General features: G+C 40.6%; 16 protein-coding genes, 2 tRNA genes and 2 pseudogenes. 9 read left to right on the plus strand and 11 right to left on the minus strand.

Annotated features, from left to right (window positions below; genetic code table 11):
• Positions 1–22: 22 nt before the first annotated feature.
• The 3 genes from babA to HPOKI112_RS04540 all read right to left on the minus strand — a co-directional run bounded on the left by babA (position 23) and on the right by HPOKI112_RS04540 (position 2,677).
• The gene (gene babA / locus HPOKI112_RS04525) at positions 23–2,239 is read right to left on the minus strand and encodes a Hop family adhesin BabA (protein WP_025309852.1); all 2,217 of its coding nucleotides are present in this window, start codon (positions 2,237–2,239) and stop codon (positions 23–25) included.
• A gap of 259 nt (positions 2,240–2,498) precedes the next feature.
• Positions 2,499–2,575 (minus strand) — tRNA-Met (locus tag HPOKI112_RS04535).
• A 27-nt stretch (positions 2,576–2,602) separates the two neighbouring features.
• Positions 2,603–2,677: transfer RNA gene (locus HPOKI112_RS04540), tRNA-Gln, on the minus strand.
• Positions 2,678–2,696: 19 nt separating this feature from the next.
• On the opposite strand from HPOKI112_RS04540, the gene HPOKI112_RS04545 reads away from it, so the two are divergent.
• Positions 2,697–3,269 carry a helicase DnaB modulator gene (locus tag HPOKI112_RS04545; protein ID WP_327062198.1) on the plus strand — a complete coding sequence of 191 codons (573 nt, stop codon included), beginning with the start codon at positions 2,697–2,699 and terminating at the stop codon, positions 3,267–3,269.
• Here the strand turns inward: HPOKI112_RS04545 and hypD are convergent.
• The 7 genes and pseudogenes from hypD to pta form a co-directional block, all read right to left on the minus strand.
• Positions 3,220–4,332 (minus strand): hydrogenase formation protein HypD, encoded by a 1,113-nt coding sequence (gene hypD / locus HPOKI112_RS04550; RefSeq protein ID WP_025309855.1) that lies wholly within the window; start codon positions 4,330–4,332, stop codon positions 3,220–3,222. The two genes, HPOKI112_RS04545 and hypD, sit on opposite strands and share 50 nt — an antisense overlap.
• A 17-nt stretch (positions 4,333–4,349) precedes the next feature.
• The gene (locus HPOKI112_RS04555) at positions 4,350–4,586 is read right to left on the minus strand and encodes a HypC/HybG/HupF family hydrogenase formation chaperone (RefSeq protein WP_000335461.1); all 237 of its coding nucleotides are present in this window, start codon (positions 4,584–4,586) and stop codon (positions 4,350–4,352) included.
• The gene (gene hypB, locus HPOKI112_RS04560) at positions 4,586–5,314 is read right to left on the minus strand and encodes a hydrogenase nickel incorporation protein HypB (RefSeq protein WP_000003592.1); all 729 of its coding nucleotides are present in this window, start codon (positions 5,312–5,314) and stop codon (positions 4,586–4,588) included. The genes HPOKI112_RS04555 and hypB overlap by 1 nt, the downstream gene beginning before the upstream one ends.
• A 109-nt stretch (positions 5,315–5,423) precedes the next feature.
• Positions 5,424–5,552 carry a hypothetical protein gene (locus HPOKI112_RS08570; protein WP_000978792.1) on the minus strand — a complete coding sequence of 43 codons (129 nt, stop codon included), beginning with the start codon at positions 5,550–5,552 and terminating at the stop codon, positions 5,424–5,426.
• A gap of 10 nt (positions 5,553–5,562) precedes the next feature.
• The gene (locus tag HPOKI112_RS04570) at positions 5,563–5,862 is read right to left on the minus strand and encodes a cupin domain-containing protein (RefSeq protein WP_015427992.1); all 300 of its coding nucleotides are present in this window, start codon (positions 5,860–5,862) and stop codon (positions 5,563–5,565) included.
• A 97-nt stretch (positions 5,863–5,959) separates the two neighbouring features.
• Positions 5,960–7,004 (minus strand): annotated as a pseudogene (locus HPOKI112_RS04575) (acetate kinase).
• 16 nt (positions 7,005–7,020) lie between these two features.
• Positions 7,021–8,559, minus strand: a pseudogene (pta, locus tag HPOKI112_RS08470) (phosphate acetyltransferase).
• Between the two features lie 248 nt (positions 8,560–8,807).
• Here pta and fliK point away from each other — a divergent pair.
• From fliK to alpB, 8 genes are all read left to right on the plus strand, one after another.
• On the plus strand, positions 8,808–10,352 hold the full coding sequence (gene fliK, locus HPOKI112_RS04595) for a flagellar hook-length control protein FliK (protein ID WP_025309856.1): 1,545 nt from the start codon (positions 8,808–8,810) through the stop codon (positions 10,350–10,352).
• 50 nt (positions 10,353–10,402) lie between these two features.
• On the plus strand, positions 10,403–11,398 hold the full coding sequence (gene flgD / locus HPOKI112_RS04600) for a flagellar hook assembly protein FlgD (protein WP_015428000.1): 996 nt from the start codon (positions 10,403–10,405) through the stop codon (positions 11,396–11,398).
• Positions 11,395–13,212 carry a flagellar hook protein FlgE gene (locus tag HPOKI112_RS04605; protein ID WP_025309857.1) on the plus strand — a complete coding sequence of 606 codons (1,818 nt, stop codon included), beginning with the start codon at positions 11,395–11,397 and terminating at the stop codon, positions 13,210–13,212. Before flgD ends, HPOKI112_RS04605 begins: the two co-directional genes overlap by 4 nt.
• A 51-nt stretch (positions 13,213–13,263) precedes the next feature.
• Entirely contained in the window at positions 13,264–13,884 is a 621-nt protein-coding gene (locus HPOKI112_RS04610) for a hypothetical protein (RefSeq protein ID WP_025309858.1), read from the plus strand.
• Positions 13,853–14,998, plus strand: a complete 1,146-nt coding sequence (locus HPOKI112_RS04615; RefSeq protein WP_025276973.1) for an Eco57I restriction-modification methylase domain-containing protein — start codon at positions 13,853–13,855, stop codon at positions 14,996–14,998. The genes HPOKI112_RS04610 and HPOKI112_RS04615 overlap by 32 nt, the downstream gene beginning before the upstream one ends.
• A gap of 8 nt (positions 14,999–15,006) precedes the next feature.
• Positions 15,007–17,037, plus strand: a complete 2,031-nt coding sequence (locus HPOKI112_RS04620; protein ID WP_025309859.1) for an ATP-dependent helicase — start codon at positions 15,007–15,009, stop codon at positions 17,035–17,037.
• 535 nt (positions 17,038–17,572) lie between these two features.
• Positions 17,573–19,120 carry a Hop family adhesin AlpA gene (gene alpA / locus HPOKI112_RS04625; RefSeq protein WP_025309860.1) on the plus strand — a complete coding sequence of 516 codons (1,548 nt, stop codon included), beginning with the start codon at positions 17,573–17,575 and terminating at the stop codon, positions 19,118–19,120.
• 21 nt (positions 19,121–19,141) lie between these two features.
• The gene (alpB, locus tag HPOKI112_RS04630) at positions 19,142–20,728 is read left to right on the plus strand and encodes a Hop family adhesin AlpB (protein ID WP_025309861.1); all 1,587 of its coding nucleotides are present in this window, start codon (positions 19,142–19,144) and stop codon (positions 20,726–20,728) included.
• Positions 20,729–21,523: 795 nt separating this feature from the next.
• On the opposite strand, the gene hofG is transcribed toward alpB, so the two are convergent.
• Positions 21,524–23,068, minus strand: a complete 1,545-nt coding sequence (hofG, locus tag HPOKI112_RS04635; protein ID WP_025309862.1) for an outer membrane beta-barrel protein HofG — start codon at positions 23,066–23,068, stop codon at positions 21,524–21,526.
• Positions 23,069–23,196 lie beyond the last annotated feature (128 nt).

A 23,196-nucleotide genomic window follows, 5' to 3' on the forward strand; every position in this document is an offset into this window, starting at 1 on the left:
AAAAGGGGTTTAATGCGAGCTTTTAATAAGCGAACACATAATTCAAATACACGCTATAGAGCCTTCTGTATTTGAGTTCAGCCCCCATAAAGGAATAGTAGTTCGTGTTAATGGTAGGGATTTTAAGCCCTAGTTCAATGCCATGCTGAGCGGCATGATCGCTGCCTTTTTTCTTAGACCTGGCTAAATTCATCCTCACTCCCATGTTGAATAAGAATTGGAAGTTCGCCACATTCATTTTAGCGTTATAGACATTATTCACGGTGGCTAAATTCACATATTCAGAATTAAGCCATGAAGTGCCAGCTAACGCAATCCCGCCAAAAAGCCCTACAGAAAGCTTGTTGTTCTTGCCTAAGAAATTGGTGGCTTTATCGTTGATGAAGTTATAGAGAGCGTCCGCTCCAAAACCATAAGTCCATACATCAGAAGCGGAGTTGAAAAAGCTAGACTTGATGAACGCATGGTTGTAATCAAAAAAGCCGTAATACCTAGCGCCCCACTTTCTTTTTTGCCCAAAGAATTGTTTGTAGCCCACTTGAATACCGATCCCATTCATCGCGCCGTTGTTGGTTTGAGAACTGACGATGCCCACTTTCCTAAAGGGGTTTCGCCCTAGTTCTTGATTGATGGTTTGGATTTGGTTGTAAGAATTTTGATTGAGGTAGTAATTGGTTTCTATGCCTTGCGGGCTGTAGGGGTTATTCTTTTGACTCACCACATTTTGCAAGCTTTGCGCGTTAGGGACTTTAGAGAGCGCGGTGGTGATGCTGTTATAAGTGTTGCCCAATTCGCTGTATCTAGATTTGAAATGCACTAGAGTGTCAGCGATATTCTCTGCTTGCTGTATTTGCTGTTCTTGAGTGCCAAAATGAGCGATGGAGTTGTTTAAATTCGTTATGGTTTGTTCCACATAGGCGCAACCGGAAGCGAAAGTTTGAGTGGTAACCGTGCCAGGAGCTGAACCTTGTTTGCCACCAGTGCCAGCTGTTGAGGGGTTGTTGCATGTGGCTAAAAAGTTTTTAACAAAATTTTGAAAATCCCCGGTAAGCCTTTCAGGGTTAAGGGTTTGCCCCACTTGTTCGCTCAAACTGAGCATTTTGGCTTGCGCGCTAGCGTTAGCGAACATGCCTTGCGCGAAGCTAGCGTCCGTGAAAGGGTTGAAAGGCTTGCCTCCACTGCCTCCCACTTGAGCTGTTTGTTCATTGCTGTTAATGGCGCTCGTTTGATTGACAAGCTCTTGCGCGTCTGTGATCATCTTTTGGATCGCGCTGATTTCATCTGTAAAACCGCACAACTTCCCTCTAGTCGGTTTCATCTGTGGGCCACCACTTGTATTAGTTACACTAAAATACGGGCATGCCGTGTTGATGGTGTTGATGAGCGTGCTCGCTTGCGCCAAGAGCGCTTGAGCGCTATCAGGCACTCTGTTTAATTCGTTAGTGATTTCGGTGTAGGAAACCTTTGATGTGTTACCTGATGCGTTACTATCAACGACTTTTGAACTGATCTTGGTGGTTACTTGTTTGCCGTCTATGGTTTGGGTTTCAGTTTTGCTTCCGTTTTGTTGTTCCACCCCGGTTATAGTGCAGTTATTATTCCCTTCCCCTGAGCATGTGTAGGTGTAGGTTACAGAGAGCGTCCCGTTGTTTTCTTTGAGCGCGGGTAAGCCTTTCTTTAAAGCTGTTTGGAGGATTTGATAGGCTTCGTTAAGCTTTTTGAAATTCTCAATGCTCATAGGGCCATAGTATCCAGGCGTATACCCGTTCAAAGAACAAGTGATGGAAGTGGATCGATACCCTGGCTCGTTGTTGAAGATGGTGGTTGAATGGGTGCTTCTTGTGCCATTGGCATTACCCCCGCATTGCGTAGCATAGCCTAAGACATTCCAAAACCCCACCGCCGCATTAATCGCTAAAAGCACGGCTTGATAGGCGGGGGAATTTTTGGTATCGCCGATCAAGTTCTTCGCGCTCGCGCCCAGATTTTCACGCGCCGCGTTGATCGCGCTCGGATCAGCGGACAATTTGATGAGAGAGTTTAGGGTGCTGTATCTGGTTAAAAGCTTGCTCAAGTTTTCATAATTGTCTGAAAGCTGTTGAACGCCTTTGGTGTTTTTCACCACTTGAGCGGCTTCACCGATTTGATAGCCTGCGCTCATGTAAAAGCCGTCGTCTTCAGCGCTCAAAGTGGAAACTAAAAGCGAGCCTAAAGCGAATGAAAGGATGTGTTTTTTCATGTTTTCTCCTTTTTAGATTGAATTGAATATTAGGGATTTCATACATCCATTGGATATTTGGAATGTATTTGAAGCATTATAGCATAAAAGCGTTTTTTTTTTTTTTTGTCATTTTCTTAAAAATTTTGTCATTTTTTGATTTTAATGCTTTTTGTTTCGTTTGGTGGTGTTCGTTTGGTGTTGGTGCTGGAATTTTGTTAAAAAGCATTTTCTTAAAGGGATAGTTTAAAAAGATAGGGGGGGATTTTTTAAAAGGGAATGGTTGCGGAGAATGGATTTGAACCACTGACCTTTGGGTTATGAGCCCAACGAGCTACCGGACTGCTCTACTCCGCGCCAAAAAATACGCTAATAAAGGAAAAATGGCTGGGGTGCAAGGATTCGAACCTCGGAATGCCAGGACCAAAACCTGGTGCCTTACCACTTGGCGACACCCCAACAATAAAATAAAAGAAGCATTATACAAAAGCTTTTTAAAAAAGTCAAGCTAAAACGCTATAATTCCATCATGGAAAATGGATTTGACCCCCTCATTTACAAACGCTATTTGAAAAAGAAAGAAACCTTTTTGCTTTTTAAAAAAATCGCTCAAGTTTCTGCGTTTAAAAATTTAAAACTCCAGCTCAAGCGAAGAGAAGCGATCAAGCGCTATGTTTCTCAAGCTTTAGGGGATTTGAAAAAAGGGTTTAGATACGCTAAAATAGAGAATCAAATCCTAAAAATCTATTTCACGCACCCTAGCTATTTGAAAGCCTTTAAAATGGAAGAAGATCATTACACCAACCACCTGAAAGCCCATTTTAAAGAAACGCAAAAAACCCTAAAAGCCTTGGATTACCCTTTTGATTTTAAGGCTATCCAAGCGGGCGTGAAAAAAAGGGCTTATGAAAAACCGGTTGAAAAAAAAGAAAAACCCCCTAAAAGCGTGAATGTCAATTGCGAAGGTTTGAGCGATTTCACTAAAAAGCAGTTTCTCAAACTCAAACGCGCTTGTAACGATAATACGCCGCGCACGCCCCCTCAGAGCTGACCATGCAACTGCCGATCGGGTTTTGTGGGGTGCAAGTTTTGGCAAATAGTGAGCAGTCTAGGGGTTTAGCGGTGCCTTTTAAGATCTCGGCGCACTTGCATGCCTTGTTTTCTTTAGAGGTTTTGTGGCTTAAGTGTTCTTTAAAGACTTTTTCAGCGTCATAAGAGGCGAATGTTTCTTTGAGTTTGAGGGCGGAATGTTTGATATTCCCTAGGCCCCTCCATTCAAAATTTTCCCTAACTTCCATGCAAGCATTGACTAATTCTTGCGCTTTCACATTCCCCTCAAAACTCACCGCTCTTTTATATTGGATTTCTAGCTTGGCTTCTTTCTTTAAGGCTTGTTTAAGAAGCATCAGCACGCTTTCTAATATATCCACCGGCTCAAAACCGCTCACGATAATAGGGATTTTAAAGCGATCCACTAAAGGAGCGTAGATTTGAGCGCCGCTGATCACGCTCACATGGCTAGGGGCTAAAAGGGCGTTAATCTGGCATGCTGGATCTTTTAGAATCGCGCTCACGCTGGGAGGCACTAAAATGTGGTTGATGTGGAAAAAAAGATTGTTATTTTTTTCTTTTTTGGCGTTCAATAAAACGCTAGCGCTCATCGGCGTGGTGGTTTCAAAACCGATCGCAATGTAAATAACTTTTTTATGCGGGTTTTCTTTAGCGATCTCTAAAGCTTGCATGGGCGAATACAAAAAGCGCGCATCTAACCCCTTTTCTCTGGCTTGTATCAAACTCCCATAGCTCCCGGGGACTCTCATCATATCCCCTAAACTCAAAACAATGCTATCTTTGATCATAGCGAGTTCATAAGCTTCATCAAGGCGCGCTCTTGGCATCACGCATACCGGACACCCTGGCCCATGCACAAACTCTAAATTGTTAGGCATCAAATCTAAAAGCCCGTATTTCATGATAGAATGCGTATGCCCTCCGCACACTTCCATGATGACTAATTTTTTTTCAAGTTTAAAAGCGAGTTTTTTGATTGCATTAGAGAGTGCTAAAAGGGTTTGCTTGTCTCTAAAGGGCGAAATAAGGTGATCAACGCTCATTGTTTTTATGCATGCGTTTATTCATGCGTTTCGTTCATTTTGGCGATCATTTCTTGATAAAGCTCAATGGACTCTAGGGCTTCTTTTTCATCAATCTTACTCATCACATAGCCGATGTGGAGTAATACATAATCGCCCACTTTAACGGACTCGCCCATTAAATCCAAGCTCGCCTCTCTTTGAACGCCCAAAGTTTCCAAAAGCGCCACATTATCGTTAATGGCTATGACTTTAGAGGGGATCGCTAAACACATTAAAACGAATGCGTGGACTGGTAATTTTCACGCTTTTTTTCTAAAAGGAAGTTTTTAAAATCTTCCAAACTTTTAGGGTCTTTGGAGCTCATTAAAAAAATAGGCACTTCAGGCTTTAATTTTTGCATGTCTTCTTTGACTTGAGAAACCCTGAAATTAAACACTTCAATCATATCCGCTTTACTGATAATCACCGCATCCGCGCACATAAACATCGTAGGGTATTTTAGCACCTTATCATCGCCCTCTGGGACAGAGAGTAAAACGATATTCATCGCCGCTCCTAGATTATAGCTTGAAGGGCAAACCAAATTCCCCACGTTTTCAATGATTAAAAAATCGCTTTTTTCTAACGCTCCCTCATCTTTTAATAAATCAAACGCCCCCTCAATCATGCTCGCTTCCAAATGGCACGCTTCGCCGGTGGTGATCTGATGCGCGCTCACGCCTTTTTTACGCAATCTGTCCGCATCTCTATTGGTTTGCAAATCGCCCTCCACCACGCAAAACTTAAAGTCTTTAAAATCCGCTAGATTTTCTAGCATCGTGGTTTTACCGCTGCCTGGAGAGCTCATGAAATTCAACACATACAGCCCTTCTTTGAGGTAGCGCTCTTTCATTTCAGCGGCTTTAATGTCGTTCTTGCTCAAAATCTTTTCCACGATTTTGACATCTTTTTTACTCAAGTTAGGGTTATTTTGTAACGATTCTTTTCGTTGTTCGCTCATGCTTGTTCCTTTCTTTTAAAATTTTCGTATTGTAGCGTGCTTAATTAAACGGCTGTGATCCAACAACTTTTTTATCTTCTTGGCTCATTTTTTAGATCAGAAACATGCTTTACCCTAACCCCTTATCGTCGCTGTCGTTTTTATCTTTTAACACTAATTTAATGATCCTCCATATGATGATTAATAAAATGATGGTTAAAAGCAAATACCAAGTATTCATAAAAACAACTTTCATCATTTCATTTTCCTTATTTTTTACTTAAAGATAGCCTTATAACGCTATTTTCTAAAGCGTCCAAACGATGCGAAACTTGGGCTTCTAGGCTGATTAACGCTCCCTTAAGCATTTCTATTTTTTCATCTCCCACTTCAAAAACGATTTTTCCCTCTAAAACCTGTACGCTGATAGCTCCCGGGGCCTTGTGTTTGTCCATGACAGCTCCTTTGGGCATGCAAATGCGTATTTCCTTATTAGAAGAATTTTCACTCAGCGTTTCAATGTGGAGCTTCTCAAAATGAACGCCCTCTAAAAAATGAACCACTTTCATCAAAAACTCCTAGTGTGATATTTTCTTAATTTAGAACTTAATTTAAGAAAGCTAATTTTTTACCCAAAAATTTCTTATAGATTTCTTAAACAATTCTTTATTCTGTTTTTTCCAAAACCTTTTTGGCTTGTAAAGCGATTTCTAACTCTTCATCAGTAGGGATTCGTAAAACCTTAACTTTAGAATCAGGCTAGCTCAAATCCACTAATCCGCTACCCGGATTGTCGTTGGTGGGCTTGTTTAAAGCGATCCCTAAATCTTCTAAGCCTTCGCACACGCTCTCTCTTAAAGCCGAGTAGTTTTCCCCTAATCCCCCTGTAAAGATGATCGCATCCACTTTTTTTAAAATTGCCATGTAAGCCCCAATATGCTTTTTAATGCGATAAGCGCACATTTCAAAAGCGAGTTTGGCTTTTTTATCGCCTTTTTCTTTTCTGGCTTCTATGTTTCTCATTATCCCCACAAATGCCTTTGAGCCCGCTTTCATAATTTAAAATTTTCATCACTTCTTCTAAGCTCTTGTTCGCGCATTGCACAGTATATTCTACCACAGTGGGGTCAATATCCCCACACCTTGTGCCCATGATCAAGCCTTCTAAAGGGGTTAGCCCCATAGAAGTGTCCACGCTTTTACCCTTTTGAATGGCTGCTGCACTTGAGCCGTTCCCTAAATGCAAGCTGATAGCGTTAAATTCCTCATAAGCGGTATTCAAAAACTTCGCCGCTTCTTTAGCCACATAATGGTGTGAAGTCCCATGGAAACCATAACGGCGGATTTGATACTTTTCATACAATTCATAAGGTAAAGCATACATGTAAGCGTAACTGGGCATAGTGGCATGGAATTTATCCCCCCCTTGAACCACACGATGCCCTATAGCGTCAATTTGATTGAAATCTTTGATGATCCCCATTTTCGTCAAATTCTCACGAATCATTAAAAGCCCGCTCGCATGATCTTTAATCACAAGCTTTTCTTTAAGCTCTTGATCGTTATGGTGCAAATGCGATTTGATTTTCAACTGCCCTATTTCTTCGCCGATTTTTTCGGCCAAACCGCTCGCTAAGGGCTTGTTTTCTTTCATGTCAAACAATTTAAACTTGATAGACGAACTGCCCAGATTCAACACTAAAATTTCCATAATCTCTCCCAGTCAATTAATCTTGCGCTTGAAGGGCGCTAATCAAAACGGTGTTGATAATATCTTCCACTAAAGCGCCCCTACTCAAATCGTTAATGGGCTTGTTCAAACCTTGTAAGATAGGCCCTATCGCCACGGCTTTAGCGCTCCGTTGCACCGCTTTATAAGCGATATTCCCGGCGTTTAAATCCGGGAAAATAAAAACGCTAGCTTGCCCGGCCACTTGGCTGTTAGGCATTTTTTCTTCGCTACGCTTTTATCAATGGAAGCGTCAAATTGTAAAGGGCCATCAATTTCTAATTGGGGATCGATACTATGAGCGATTTTTAAAGCTTCATTGATTTTGTCTATCATTTCGCCTTGAGCGGAATTGCCTGTCGCATAAGAAAGCATCGCCACTTTAGGCGCGATATTGAATTGCTTAGCGCTTTGCGCGGAAGTGATAGCGATCTCAGCTAATTCTTTAGGGCTAGGGTTAGGGATAATCGCGCAATCCCCAAAAACTAGCACTTGAGTGTCTAAACACATTAAAAACACGCTTGAAACCAGGCTCACGCCGGGCTTAGTCTTAATGATTTATAAAGCGGGTCTAATGGTGTCAGCCGTGGTGTGATTCACCCCAGAAACCATGGCATGCGCATAGCCTGAATGCACGAGCATGGTCGCAAAATAAGTCTTATCCAACACTAATTGCTTAGCTTCTTGCTCACTCAAGCCCTTTGATTTTCGTAATTCATACAAATGATTAGCGAACTCTTCTCTATAATGAGAAGTGTTGGGATCGATGATTTCTGCATTTTCTAAATTCAAGTTTAAGTTTTTCGCTTGGGAATTAATGGCTTCTTTATCGCCTAATAAGATCAATCCTACCGCGCCCATAGCGTTCAAACGATGCGCGGCTTTTAAAATCCTTTCATCTTCGCTCTCTGGTAAAACCACTTTTTTAATCTGTTTTTTAGCCTTTTTTTCCAAACTCCTTTGAAAGGCTAAGGGAGTGGTAATCTCGCTTTTTGTTTGCAACACGCTTTCAATCACGCTCGCTTCTAATTCGCATTGTTGCTTGCAAAGAGACGCGCTCAAAAAATGTGGTTTTTTCAAGCATTTCGCCCACAAATAGCCCTACAGCGAAAGGGGCTTCTTTTTTAATGATATGAGAATGCATGGCTTTCAAATATTCCAAACTCGTTTGCACGACAGCCACAATAGGAGCGTTTAAATGCTTGGCTAAAATGGTGTTTAAATCTAAAAGAGTATTTAAGAAAAACTTCGGCGCATACCCTAAACTAATGACAAAATCATGCGTGGATTATAATTCATCATAGCGTTTGAGAATCGTTTCAAAGAGTAACTCTTCTTGAGCAGCGCTCGCAAGCTCTAAAGCCTTTTGTTTGTCTATGGCGCTATGAAACTCTAAAGAGTTCAAGCCCTCACGCCCCCAATCAATGGGCGAAAACAAGGCGATTTTTTGATAGTGTGGCGTTAGCGCTTTTAAAAGGCTCCTGCAAGCAACCCCTAAAACTTCTGTATCCTCTGGATAAATCCATAAACCCTGCATGCCAATCTCCCTAAAATCATCGTTTTTATTTAATTGTAGCAAAATTTAATTAAACCTAAACGAAACCATAGTTTTGAAAATCTCTGTTCTCATTAAGCGCGAATAACGACAACTTTTATTTTTAAAAAATGGGGTTTTTCGTTTTAAAAAACACCTTTAGCATTTTTAGATTTGATCACACATCTTAAGGAACTCTTTTTGCTTAACTCCCACCATGTAAAATAAAAGAGTTGTTTTAAAGGATAACCATGCCATCTCCTATTAATCCCATTCATACCAACGCAAGCGCCAACGCAAACGCTTTGAATAGCGGAGCGAAAAACAAAGACACCAAAAACGCCCCTAAAAGCACATCAAAGGATTTCAGTAAGATCTTAAACCAAAAGATCTCTAAAGACAAAACCGCCCCTAAAAATTCAAACCCTAGTGCTTTAAAAGACACGCCACAAAACGCACTAAAAGACAAACTTGAAAAAACCCCTACCCCACAACCCCAACACGCTCAAAACCTCGCTAAAGACCAACAAGCCCCTACTCTAAAAGATTTGCTCAACCACCCAAAAACAACCGCTTCGCATGAAGCTCAACATGAGAACCATGAAACTAACCCAAAAACCCCTAACGAAATAAACAAGAATGAAAAAAAGCCTAATGGAGTTACTTCTAACACGCATCAAGCGAATTTAACCCATAAAAACCCACTAACCCCCACTAATCATGCTAACCACGCTAACAAAAACCCCACAGCCCCAACTCATAACGCTAAAGAGCCAAAAACCCTTAAAGACATCCAAACGCTCAGCCAAAAGCATGACTTAAATGCTAACAACATTCAAGCGACCGCTCCGTTAGAAAAAAAAGAAACCCCCTTAAACGCGAGCGATCATCTTGCTTTAAAAACAACGCAAGCGCCTATTAATAATACCCTTGCAAAGAACGACGCTAAAAACACCGCCAACCTTTCTAGCGTTTTGCAATCCTTAGAAAAAAAAGAATCGCACAATAAAGAACACGCAAACCCCCTAAATAACGAAAAAAAAACGCCCCCTTTAAAGGAAGCTTTACAAATGAACGCTATTAAAAGGGATAAAACGCTTTCTAAAAAAAAGTCAGAAAAGACCCCTACTAAAGCCCAAACTACAGCCCCAAGCATAGTGCCAGAAAATGCCCCTAAAATCCCTCTTAAAACGCCCCCTTTAATGCCTTTAATAGGAGCTAACCCCCATAATAATGACGCTCCAACGCCCCTAGAAAAAGAAGAAACAACTAAAGAAATAAGCGACAATAAAGAAAAAACTAAAGAAACTAATAACAGCGCTCAAAGCACGCAAAACGCCCAAGCTAGCGATAAGACAAGCGAGAATAAAAGCACTGCCCCTAAAGAGACGATCAAGCATTTCACCCAACAATTAAAGCAAGAAATCCAAGAATACAAACCCCCCATGAGTAGGATCTCTATGGATTTATTCCCTAAGGAATTAGGCAAGGTTGAAGTGATTATTCAAAAAGTGGGTAAAAACCTTAAAGTGAGCGTGATTTCTCATAACAACAGCTTGCAAACCTTTTTAGACAACCAACAAGATCTCAAAAACAGCCTGAACGCTTTAGGCTTTGAAGGGGTGGATTTGAGCTTTTCGCAAGATTCTTCTAAAGAGCAAGAAAAAGAGCCATTTAAAGAGTCATTCAAAGAGCAGGAATTAACCCCCTTAAAAGAAAACGCCCTAAAAAGCTACCAAGAGAATACAGACCATGAAAACCAAGAAACGAGCATGCAAATCACTCTTTATGCGTGATTTTAAGCAAGTTTGCTCTATAATAAGACATCTTTAATAAGGAAGAGATCATGGCCATTGATTTAGCAGAAGTTACAGGGGCTAAAGCCGCGCAAGAAAGGAAAAAAGAACAGCCCACCATCGCTAATGGGTTGGATAAAAACGCTTTCATGAAACTCTTTTTAGAGCAATTGAAAAATCAAGACCCCACCGCTCCTATGGAAACGGATAAAATCATCACCCAAACCGCGCAGCTCACGCAAGTGGAAATGCAAGAAGAAAACAAAAAGACCATGCAAGAAGTCGCAAGTGCGATGAAATCCAATAAAGAAACTAACGAGTCTTTAAAAGACTTTCAAGGCGCTTTAAAAGACACCATGGAAAACTTGAATAAGGGCATGGACGATAGCTTGAAAGCGAATAACGCTTTAAGGGAAGTAACAGCGCTTAATTCTGTGAGCATGATAGGCAAAATCGCTGAAACCGATGTGAGCGGGGCGAATTTTGATGGCAATAACAAGCTTTCTTTTTCGCTCTTTTTTGATGAAAAAATTGACGCTTCTAAAGGAGTGCCAGCGATTCAAATCTTAAATGAAAACAATGAGTTAGTCAAAACGATTTCTTTAAAAGATTATAACGGGCAAAAGGGGTATATCAATTTTGAATGGGATGGCACAAACGAAAAGGGCGAAAAAGTCCCTAAAGGCAATTACAAGATCAAGGCTGAATACAATTTAGACTCTCAAAGCAAGCAGTATTTGCAAACGCGCATTGGTAGGGGCGAAGTGGAGAGCGTGATTTTTGATAAAGGCAAGCCCATGCTAAGAATGGGCGAAATGATTTTACCCATAGACAGCGCGATAGAGTTTTACAAACCGGATCAAAAACCGCTTGAACAGAAACCGATTGATCAAAAACTCTCTAAACAAAAACCGCTTGAACAGAAACTCTCTGATCAAAAACCGCTTGATCAAAAAACCATTGATCAAAAACCGCTTGAACAGAAACTCTCTGATCAAAAACCCCTTGATCAAAAACCCCAAACCCCCCCTAAAGAGACAGCATGAACGACACCTTATTAAACGCTTATAGCGGGATTAAGACCCACCAGTTTGGTATTGACAGCCTTTCAAATAATATCGCCAATGTCAATACTTTAGGCTATCGCTCTAATGATCCGGAGTTTAAGACCTTGTTTTCTTCGCATTTAGACGCTTTGAACGCCAAATCCGTTGTGGCTAATGACCGAAATTACGGCGTTACAGGCTCAGGCAATGTCCTTTCTAATAAAGACGGGGAATACATGCCAAGCGAGGGGGAATTTCATATGGCGTATCAAGGCAAGGGCTGGTTTGTGATAGGGCCCAATAAAAACGGAGAGATGACCATTAATAAAGACGGCTTTAGCAAAAAACAGGATAATTTTCTCACGCGCGCCGGTAATTTCGCACGAGACGCTGATGGCTATTTAGTAACCCCTGAGGGCTATTATGTTTATGGGATTGATTTGAAAAAAATCAAAGACGGCACGCTCAATTCCACCGCTAGAGATGAAGATATTGAAAAATTGCATGGCAACACCCTTTCGCCCTTACAAATCCCCCAAGATTTGACTTACCAGCCCGTGCTTAGCACGAAAGTGGGTATTAGCGTGAATTTAAACCCTAAAGACCATTTAAAAGGCGTGCAAGATTTTTTCTTAAACGATAAGGGCGAAATCATTAAAGAGCGTTTTTTAAACCAGGATATTAACGCTTTGGCGAATGACGATAACGAGCCCATAGACGCGATCACTAATCGTAAATTAAACATCAGTATCCAAAAAGAAAATGGCAAAAAAGAGGATTTTGTTTTCACTTACGGGGACGCTGAAAAAGGCGAAAACCAGTTCAAAACTTTAGGCGATTTGCAAAAACTCCTTAAAGAAAAAACCGGGCTAGACTTAAACCTCATCAAAAGCGAAAAAGACGCCAAAAGCCCCCCCCTTTTATTAGAGATCGCTAATCCCAGCGAAACGCCTATCACCTTTAGCTTGAGTGGGGGCATTGCGGATAAATTGGGCTTGAACGCGGACGGAATGGAACTAAAAAAGGGCATTAGCAGGGATTCAGTAGCAATTAAAATCCCTTATTACAGCACAGAAGTGGATATTTATGATAAAGCCGGGGATAAATACTTGCTCCAGAGCGAATATTACATGACCAATTCCAACGATCCCACATCAAGCCCCACGAGTAAAAGGAAAAACCAAACTTGGGAAGTGAAAAGCTACATCGCAGATCCCAAAAACAAAACCCCTATCAATGATCCTACTTGGGAAATTGTCGGCTTTGATTCAGCCACGCATAAAATGAAATCCGCTCCCATGACTTTGGATTTTAAGGGCAATAAGCTCACCTACTCTTTAGACAAGAGCGAAAACCATGATTCTAGCGATTTGTCTTATCAAGATTCTAAACTCTTAGAAGCGAGTCAAGACGGCAAGCCTAGGGGCATTTTTAGAGACATGCGCATTGAAGAAAATGGCGTGATTTCTCTGGCCTTTAGTAATGGGGTGGTAGAGCCGGTCGCTCGCATCGGTATTTTAGCTTTCACTAACGATCAAGGCCTAAGGAAAATCGGCGGTAACCTCTATGAAATGCAAGGAGGCACCATTAATGGCGAAAACAGACCCCTAAGCGGTAACCCCATTTTAGGGTGGGACGAAGAGGGCAAGCTCAAGTTTGGGAAAATCAGGCATAAATATTTAGAAACGAGCAATGTGAATGCCGGGAACGCCCTAACCAATCTCATTTTAATGCAAAGAGGCTATTCTATGAACGCTAGAGCCTTTGGCGCGGGCGATGACATGATCAAAGAAGCCATTAGCTTGAAAAAATAAGGGGCTAAAATAAGGAGTGTGGTAAAATATCCTTTTTAATAAGGATGTTTAATGATACCCACACAGCTTAATGAAATTGCAGAATTTTTAAAAACAAACCCTTATAATTTGTCTCAACCCTTACAAGATGGGCGTTTAAATCCATCTGTCAATGAAGAAGAAATTTTAAACGCCATCAAACATTTTCCTATCCAACTGCCAAAAGCCAGAGAGTGGTGGGATTTTAGTTTTAAAGAAAACGATATTTTTTATCCTGTTAATATCACCACCACAAAAACCGCTGACAATCTTAATGGTAAATTAGGGATTTATTATGCGTTGTGCGGCTTATTACCGGAATTTAATAACGAAATTGCATGGGAAAAATACTTTCAAAAACTGCATAAAGGCTTAGGCAAAAACACCGATAGAGACTATTATTTTTTAATTATCAACAAAAACGATCCTAAAGATATTTTTATCAATTCCTTAAAAGGTATTCAAACTCTTCAGCCAAATGGCAATAACTTGCCTTTTCAATGCAAGTGGGATAACAACAGAGAAATCGTTCAAAGAGACTTTGATGGGAGTAAAAACTTCATCTTAAGCGCTTTAGCTGAAAGTGTTAAGTTACGAGTTTATTTAGCGTTCAAAGAATTTTTTGGAGGGTTTTTTGTATCAATCAGACATTAAAACTTTAGGGCAGGTTTTCACCCCTAAAAAGATAGTGGATTTCATGCTCACTCTCAAACACAATCAAGGGAGTGTTTTAGAGCCAAGCGCGGGCGATGGGAGTTTTTTAAAGCGCTTAAAAAAGGCTGTAGGGATTGAAATCGATCCTAAAATCTGCCCTAAAAATGCCCTTTGCATGGACTTTTTTGACTACCCTTTAGAAAATCAATTTGACACCATTATTGGTAACCCCCCCTATGTCAAGCACAAGGATATTGCACCAAGCACGAAAGAAAAACTCCATTACAGCCTTTTTGATGAAAGGAGCAATCTATACTTGTTTTTCATAGAAAAAGCGATCAGGCATTTAAAGCCTCAAGGCGAATTGATTTTCATCACCCCAAGGGATTTTTTAAAATCCACTTCTAGCGTGAAATTAAACGAATGGATTTACAAAGAAGGCACGATAACGCATTTTTTTGAATTAGGCGATCAAAAGGTTTTCCCAAACGCCATGCCTAATTGCGTGATTTTTCGTTTTTGTAAGGGTAATTTCAGTAGAATCACCAACGATGGTTTGCAATTTGTGTGCAAAAAAGGCATTTTGTATTTCCTCAACCAATCTTACACGCAAAAATTAAGCGAGGTTTTTAAGGTTAAAGTGGGGGCAGTGAGCGGGTGCGATAAGATTTTTAAAAATGAAAAATACGGGAATTTAGAATTTGTCACCTCAATCACGAAAAGAACCAATGTTTTAGAAAAAATGGTTTTTGTCAATGAGCCTAATGATTATTTACTCCAGCATAAAGATAGCTTGATGCAAAGAAAGATTAAAAAATTCAATGAAGCCAACTGGTATCAATGGGGGAGGATGCATCACATATCCCCTAAAAAACGCATTTATGTCAACACCAAAACGCGCCAAAAAAACCCCTTTTTCATCCACCAATGCCCTAATTATGACGGCTCTATTTTAGCACTATTCCCTTATAACCAAAACCTAGATTTACAAAACCTCTGCGACAAACTCAACGCTATCAACTGGCAAGAATTAGGCTTTGTGTGCGATGGGCGTTTTTTGTTTTCGCAACGCTCTTTAGAAAACGCTCTTTTGCCTAAAGACTTTTTCAATTAGGATAAAACTTGTTAGAAACTTTGCGATTAAACCCTGAGCAGCTCAAAGCGGCCAAGGCTTTGAAAGGGTATAATTTAGTGATTGCTAGCGCTGGCACAGGAAAGACTTCTACGATTGTGGGGCGCATTTTATACCTGCTTGATAACGGCATTAGGCCTGAAGAAATCTTGCTTTTGACTTTCACCAATAAAGCGAGTAATGAAATGATTGCCAGGGTGGCTAAATATTTTAAATCAAGCTCCAAAATTGAAGCGGGCACTTTCCATGCGGTGGCGTATCGCTATTTAAAAGAGCATTACCCCAATTTAAGCCTGAAGCAACCTAAAGAATTAAAAAAACTTTTAGAAAGCATTGTGGATACCAAAAACGCGCTAACAGATGACGATAAAAAGCCCTACACTTCACAGCATCTCTACGCCCTCTATTCTCTTTATACCAACGCTCTAAAACAAGAAGATTTTAGCGCATGGCTTTCTCATAAAAACCCTGAACACACGCCATACGCCGCCTTTTATGAAAACATTTTAGACGAATTTGAAAACACCAAAAAAAAGCATAATTATATTGACTATAACGACTTACTGCTGCTATTTAAACAAGCGATGCTAGAAAGACCTAGCCCTTATAAAGAAGTGCTTTGCGATGAGTTTCAAGACACTAACCCCTTACAAGAATCCATTTTAGACGCTATCAACCCTCCCAGTTTGTTTTGCGTGGGCGATTACGATCAGAGCATTTACGCTTTTAATGGGGCGGATATTTCTATCATTTCTAATTTCACTCAAAAATACAAAAACGCCCAGGTTTTCACGCTCACCAAAAACTACCGCTCTTCTAAAGAGATTTTAGATCTCGCTAACCAAGTGATACAGCATAATGAGCGCATTTACCCTAAAAATTTAGAAGTGGTGAAATCAGGGCATTTCAATAAACCTGCGCTTTTAAATTACAACGACAATATCGCGCAATGCCAAGACATCGCTAAACGCATTGTCATGCGAAAGAATTTTAAAGAAGTGGCAGTGATTTTTAGGAATAACGCGAGCGCGGATCAATTAGAAGCCGCTTTAAGATCCCACAATGTGCCTAGCAAAAGAAAAGGGAGCGCGAGCTTTTTTGAATCCAAAGAAGTAGCGTTAGCGTTAGACATTTGCGCGCTCATCTTTAACCCTAAAGACATTATGGCAGCAATCCATGTTTTAAGCTATATCAGCGATATTGGCTCTAACACCGCTAAAGACATTCATGAGGCCTTAATGCTTTTAGGCAATGGCGATCTCAAATCGGCTTTAATTCAGCCTAATAAAGAAGCTAAAATTTACACGAAGAAAAAAGAAATCACCTCTATGGGGCTTTTTGAAGAAATTTTTGCCCTAGAAAACAGCTCAAGGTTTAATAGCGTGATAAATAAAGCGTTTCATTCGCACCCGGTGTTGATGCACCCTAAAATCTCACTCAATGGGGCTAAAATGCTTAGCGATTTTTTCATTCTTTATACCAAAGCCCCCACTCATTCCCCTAGCACTTTAATCAAACACATTCTAGAAAGCGCGTTTTTTCAAACCTTTAAAACACGCCTTTTAAAAGAACGCTCCAAAAATAAGGACGGCTCTTATAACGAATTTAAAAAACTCCAAGCGCAAAAACGCTTCAATGAAAAAATGGACTTGCTGAGTTCTTTGGCGAAAAATTACCAAAATTTAGGGCGTTTTTTAAATGGCACTTTAATAGGCTCTAGTGAAGCCACGCAAGGCGAGGGCGTGAATCTATTGAGCGTGCATGCTTCTAAAGGCTTAGAATTTAAAGATGTTTATATTATAGATTTAATGGAGGGCCGTTTCCCTAACCACAAGCTCATGAATACCGGTGGGGGCATTGAAGAAGAGCGGCGGCTTTTTTATGTCGCTATCACAAGGGCTAAGGAAAATTTATGGCTTTCTTATGCGAAAAACGAATTGAGAGAAAACGCCAAACCTAAAGAGCATAAGCCCTCGGTATTTTTGTATGAAGCGGGGCTTTTGAAACCTGATTTAAAATAAGATTGGTTTTTGTGTTGTTTGTTTAAAACGCTAGCAACACAGATTTTGGCTCTAGCTTGCGCTAGAGCTAAAATTTTAGTATAATGGCATTGTGGCAACCATTAAAACTATGATTGCTAATAGTAATTTCATAGTTGGTTATCTCCTTTCGGGGTAACCGCCCACTATTAGACCCTAACATGCTCCAAATTTTCACAACAAAAAAGAAACCTAGAAATTATTATTTGCGTTGGCATGATTACAGTTTAAAAAACCCAAAAATGCCAAAAAGCGTTTTTAAAACCCCAAAAATTTAAGGCTAATCCCCCCATGAAATCCCGTTTTTTTTTTGTAAAAAACGCTCCAATTGCTGTAACTTTATTTCCTTGATAAGGGGTTTGTAAGGGGATTTTTAAGGTTAGTTTAATTTTTCTTATGTGAAAATATCACAATTACATCTAACAATTTGTATTACTAAACATTATTTACAAGCTTTGATGTAACTTAAATCCCAAATTTAACTCAATCAAGGAGCATCCCATTGATAAGGAAAATCATGATAAAGAAAAATAGAACGCTGTTTCTTAGTCTAGCCCTTTGCGCTAGCATAAGTTATGCCGAAGATGATGGAGGGTTTTTCACCGTCGGTTATCAGCTCGGGCAAGTCATGCAAGATGTCCAAAACCCAGGCGGCACTAAAAGAGATGAACTCGCAAGAGAGCTTAACGCTGATGTAACGAACAACATTTTAAACAACAACACCGGAGGCAATGTCGCAGGGGCGTTGAGTAACGCTTTCTCCCAATACCTTTATTCGCTTTTAGGGGCGTATCCAGAGAAACTCAATGGTAACGATGTGTCTGCGAACGCTCTTTTAGGGGGTGCGGTGGGCAGTGGGACTTGTGCGGCTGCAGGGACGGCTGGTGGCAACTCTCTTAACACCCAAAGCGCTTGCACCGCTGCGGGCTATTACTGGCTCCCTAGCCTTTCTGATAGGGTTTTAAGCACGATCGGCAGCCAGACTAACTACGGCACGAACACCAATTTCCCCAACATGCAACAACAGCTCACCTACTTGAATGCGGCGAATGTGTTTTTTAATGCGATGAATAAGGCTTTAGAGGCCAAAAATGGAGCTAGTGGAGCTAGTGGTGCGACTGGTCAAAATGGTCAAACTTACTCCCAACAAGCTATTCAATACCTTCAAGGCCAACAAAATATTCTCAATAACGCAGCCAACTTGCTCAAGCAAGATGAATTGCTCCTAGAAGCTTTCAACTCTGCCGTAGCCGCCAACATTGGGAATAAGGAATTCAATTCAGCCGTTTTTACAGGTTTGGTGCAAGGCATTATTGATCAATCCCAATCGGTTTATAACGAACTCAATAAAAACCCCATTAGCGGGAGTGCGGTTAATAGCACTGGGATAAATAGCAACCAAGCTAACGCTGTGCAAGGGCGCGCTAATCAGCTCTCTAACGCTCTTTATAACGCGCAAGTAACTTTGGATAAAATCAATGCGCTCAATAATCAAGTCAGAAGCATGCCTTACTTGCCCCAATTCAGAGCCGGGAACAGCCGTGCGACGAATATTTTAAACGGGTTTTACACTAAAGTGGGTTATAAGCAATTCTTCGGGAAGAAAAGGAATATCGGTTTGCGCTATTATGGTTTCTTTTCTTATAACGGAGCGAGCGTGGGCTTTAGATCCACTCAAAATAATGTAGGGTTATACACTTATGGGGTGGGGACTGATGTGTTGTATAACATCTTTAGTCGCTCCTATCAAAACCGCTCTGTGGATATGGGCTTTTTTAGCGGTATCCAATTAGCCGGTGAGACCTTCCAATCCACGCTCAGAGATGACCCCAATGTGAAATTGCATGGGAAAGTCAATAACACGCACTTCCAGTTCCTCTTTGACTTCGGTATGCGGATGAACTTCGGTAAGTTGGATGGGAAATCCAACCGCCACAACCAGCACACGGTGGAATTTGGCGTCGTGGTGCCTACGATTTATAACACTTATTACAAATCAGCAGGGACTACCGTGAAGTATTTCCGTCCTTATAGCGTTTATTGGTCTTATGGGTATTCATTCTAAGAAAGGGGGGATCAGACAAATATGAAACAAAATTTAAAGCCATTCAAAATGATTAAGGAAAATTTAATGACACAATCTCAAAAAGTAAGATTCTTAGCCCCTTTAAGCCTAGCGTTAAGCTTGAGCTTCAATCAAGTGGGCGCTGAAGAAGATGGGGGCTTTATGACCTTTGGGTATGAATTAGGTCAGGTAGTCCAGCAAGTGAAAAACCCGGGTAAAATCAAAGCCGAAGAATTAGCCGGCTTGTTAAACTCTAACACGACAAACAACACCAATATCAATATTGCAGGCACAGGAGGCAATGTCGCCGGGACTTTAGGCAACCTCTTTATGAACCAATTAGGCAATTTGATTGATTTGTATCCGACTTTGAACACTAGTAGCATTCATCAATGTGGTGCTACTACTAGTGGTAGTGGTGGTGCAACTACTGCTGCTGCTACTAGTAGTTCTTCTTGTTTCCAAGGTAACCTGAGTCTTTATAACGAAATGGTTAGCTCTATCAAAACTTTGAGTCAAGATCTCAAAAACAATATCTTTCAAGGCAACAACAACACCACGAGTGCGAACCTCTCCAATCAGCTCAGTGAGCTTAACACCGCTAGCGTTTATTTGACTTACATGAACTCATTCTTAAACGCCAATAACCAAGCAGGTGGGATTTTTCAAAACAACACTAATCAAGCTTATGGAAATGGTGTTACCGCCCAACAAATCGCTTATGTCCTAAAGCAAGCTTCAATCACTATGGGGCCAAGCGGTAATGGTGGGGTTGCCGGTGCGTTTTTGGACGCCGCTTTAGCGCAACATGTTTTCAACTCTGCTAACGCTGGGAATGATTTGAGCGCTAAGGAATTTACTAGCTTGGTGCAAAATATCGTTGATACTTCTCAAAACGCTTTAACGCTGGCCAACAACGCTAACATCAGCAATTCAACAGGCTATCAAGTGAGCTATGGCGGGAATATTGATCAAGCGCGCTCTACCCAACTATTAAACAACACCACAAACACTTTGGCTAAAGTTACCGCTTTGAATAACGAGCTTAAAGCTAACCCATGGCTTGGGAATTTTGCTGCCGGTAACAGCTCTCAAGTGAATGCGTTTAACGGGTTTATCACTAAAATCGGTTATAAGCAATTCTTTGGAGAAAACAAGAATGTGGGCTTACGCTACTACGGCTTCTTCAGCTATAACGGTGCGGGCGTGGGTAATGGTCCTACTTACAATCAAGTCAATTTGCTCACTTATGGGGTGGGGACTGATGTGCTTTACAATGTGTTTAGCCGCTCTTTTGGTAGCCGAAGTCTTAATGCGGGCTTCTTTGGGGGGATCCAACTCGCAGGGGATACTTACATCAGCACGCTAAGAAATAGCCCTCAGCTTGCGAGCAGACCCACAGCGACAAAATTCCAATTCTTGTTTGATGTGGGGTTACGCATGAACTTTGGTATCTTGAAAAAAGACTTGAAAAGCCATAACCAGCATTCTATAGAAATCGGTGTGCAAATCCCTACGATTTACAACACTTATTATAAAGCTGGCGGCGCTGAAGTGAAATACTTCCGCCCTTATAGCGTGTATTGGGTCTATGGCTACGCCTTCTAAAAAAGCTCAAGGCCTTTTATAGGCTTTGACGAACCCTTTAACTCCCGCTTTAAAACAACCCTAAAACCCTTATCCAATAGTCAAATAATGGAATTGACCCCCTAAGAACGCTTGATTAAAAGCTACCACTCACAAAAAGCTTAACATTCAAGGCTTATTGAGATTTTAAAACGCTTGATTAAAAACTTTTAAAAAGCTTTAGCGCTTCAAAATTTTTATACTTAGAAAAACAACCCAAAATATTTATCAAATGTTGTCAAATATTGAGATTATCCCCCAAGAACGGCTTTAATGGCAAAGGTGATCAAACGCTCAAGGCGTTTAGGATTTCTGTGGTTTAAAACTTTGTTTTGTGGTTCTAAATTTTATGGTAAAACCCATTTTTTAAGGGGATAGGAAGTATTTTGAACCCCCCCAAAACTAAATCCCCCCTAACCCAAGAAAACCGCTTTTAAAACCCCCAAGCAGAAATCCTAAACATCTTTAGTGTTTGGGGTGAATGCCGCTAATTTGCAGTATAATACCACCATACATTTGTATCTAGCGTAGGAAGCGTGCAAAGTTACGCCTTTATAGATATGATGCGTGAGAGCTGTAAGGAATGCGTTGGAGCTCAAACTCTGTAAAATCCATTAGGCACACAGAACAAGAACCAAACTCTCCCCCAACATCAGCCTAGGAAGCCCAATCGTCTTTAGCATTTGATCACTTCACAAAACTAGCTTTGCACAAAGTCTTTTATATTCAGATTTTAAAAAATACCTTGGAGTGTTTTTAACTTGCTGTGATTGAAAATCAAAACTTCAGCGTGAGGTTGGTCATCATGTAACTTCTGTCTTGGTAATTAGCGCTAAAATCGCCATCGGGGTTATTGAATTTGGGCGCTCCAAAATACCCTACTTGATAGCCTTTATTGATCCTAGCCCCATAATAAGTGATCCTAAAGTTAAGAAAGACTGATTCAGTGAACGCATAGCTCGCATTGAATTGCAAGGAGTATTCATTAGCCCTCCCCAACTGCCCTAACGCATTTTTATTCGCATGAGAGATGCGCCCAAAAACATGCCATGCAAAACGCTTATGGATCCCTCCAACAGAAGTGTAAAAAGTGAAAGTGTTAGCGTTAGTGATCGCATCAGCCAGCCCATCATAAGCCGTATTATCCCAAAAATCATAGCCAATCATTCCAGCATGCCTAGTCGTTACGGAGATTTCATTACTGATATAGGAAGTGTTATTACCCCTTGGCATCGTGTGAGAGCCTAAAAAAGCGTCTGAATTGCCAAAGGTGTTATAAAAGCCAATGGACCAGTTGAAATTATCCCACCAAAAAACCTGGCGGATATTTAAAGTAACGCCATTCCTCCCCAACAACGAGCCATGAGGCGTGCTGTCTTCTAAACTATAAGTTTTTGTCTCTGGGTTATACCACCCCCTATAGTATAAAGGAAAGGTTGTCATGATCATGCTTTGAGAGCGAAAGCCTACATTTTCAAAATTCCTATTCGTGTCATAGACTAGCTTAAAACCAGGAGCGTTATAAGTTTTAGGTGCAAAATAATAAAAAAATTGAGCGTCTAAACCTTTATAAGAATAGGTCGTGGTGATCCCATGCCAACCGTAATTGATGAAATCGTTGCTGTTATTAGGATTGCCTCCCTTTTTCAAATAAGGCACTGTCGCAAAAAACTCATAAATCCAAGAGTTGAACGCTAAACCTCTCCCAAAAGAACTCCACCACCAAAATCTTAACCTTTGCGTTTCAGTCTTATAGGGCTGATAATACACTTCCCACCCTTGATTGGAACCGCTCATAAAATCAATATTCGCTTCATAACGCCCCGCCTTAAACCCAAAAACATCTTTGTAATCGTATCGTAAAAAAGCGGTATCCACCACATAAGGCCTTGCATGGTAGCTCGCTGATTGAGAAGTCCCCGCATAAGCAGGACCAAGATATTTATTAAAAAAGTATCCATGATAGCCCCCAATGAAATTCTCTACAATTGAGCCAAAAATCTTCCCGTTAGCTTGGTTAATATCATTCTTAGTCTTATCATAAGGAATGGCTGCAATCGCCCCACCCAAAGAGAAAGAGAGCCTATGGTTTTCGGTGCCTTTAGGGAGTAAATTGACTTTGACTTGCGCTAAAGTTACAATATCTATAAAACTTTCAGTAGGATAAATCCCTTTTTTAGTATTGATTTGAGAATTGTTAAAGCCAATCTTAGAAAAATTCTCCACACGACCGCTAAACCGATAATCAAAAGCTTCTGCAGGACATAACAAAAACGATAAAAGCGATAAAGAAGAAGTCAAAAAATATTTTTCTTGCCTCACTAAACTCTCCCTAATTTTAATTGTATGATCTTTTTTGTTGAGATTATAATTATAATCAAAAAAAAAAAAAAACAGCATGAAGTTAAAATATTAATTAAAATCCACAACCCTATTTTACAAAATTTTAC

The sequence above is a fragment of the Helicobacter pylori oki112 genome (genome assembly GCF_000600085.1).
Classification (GTDB): Bacteria; Campylobacterota; Campylobacteria; order Campylobacterales; family Helicobacteraceae; genus Helicobacter; species Helicobacter pylori_CY.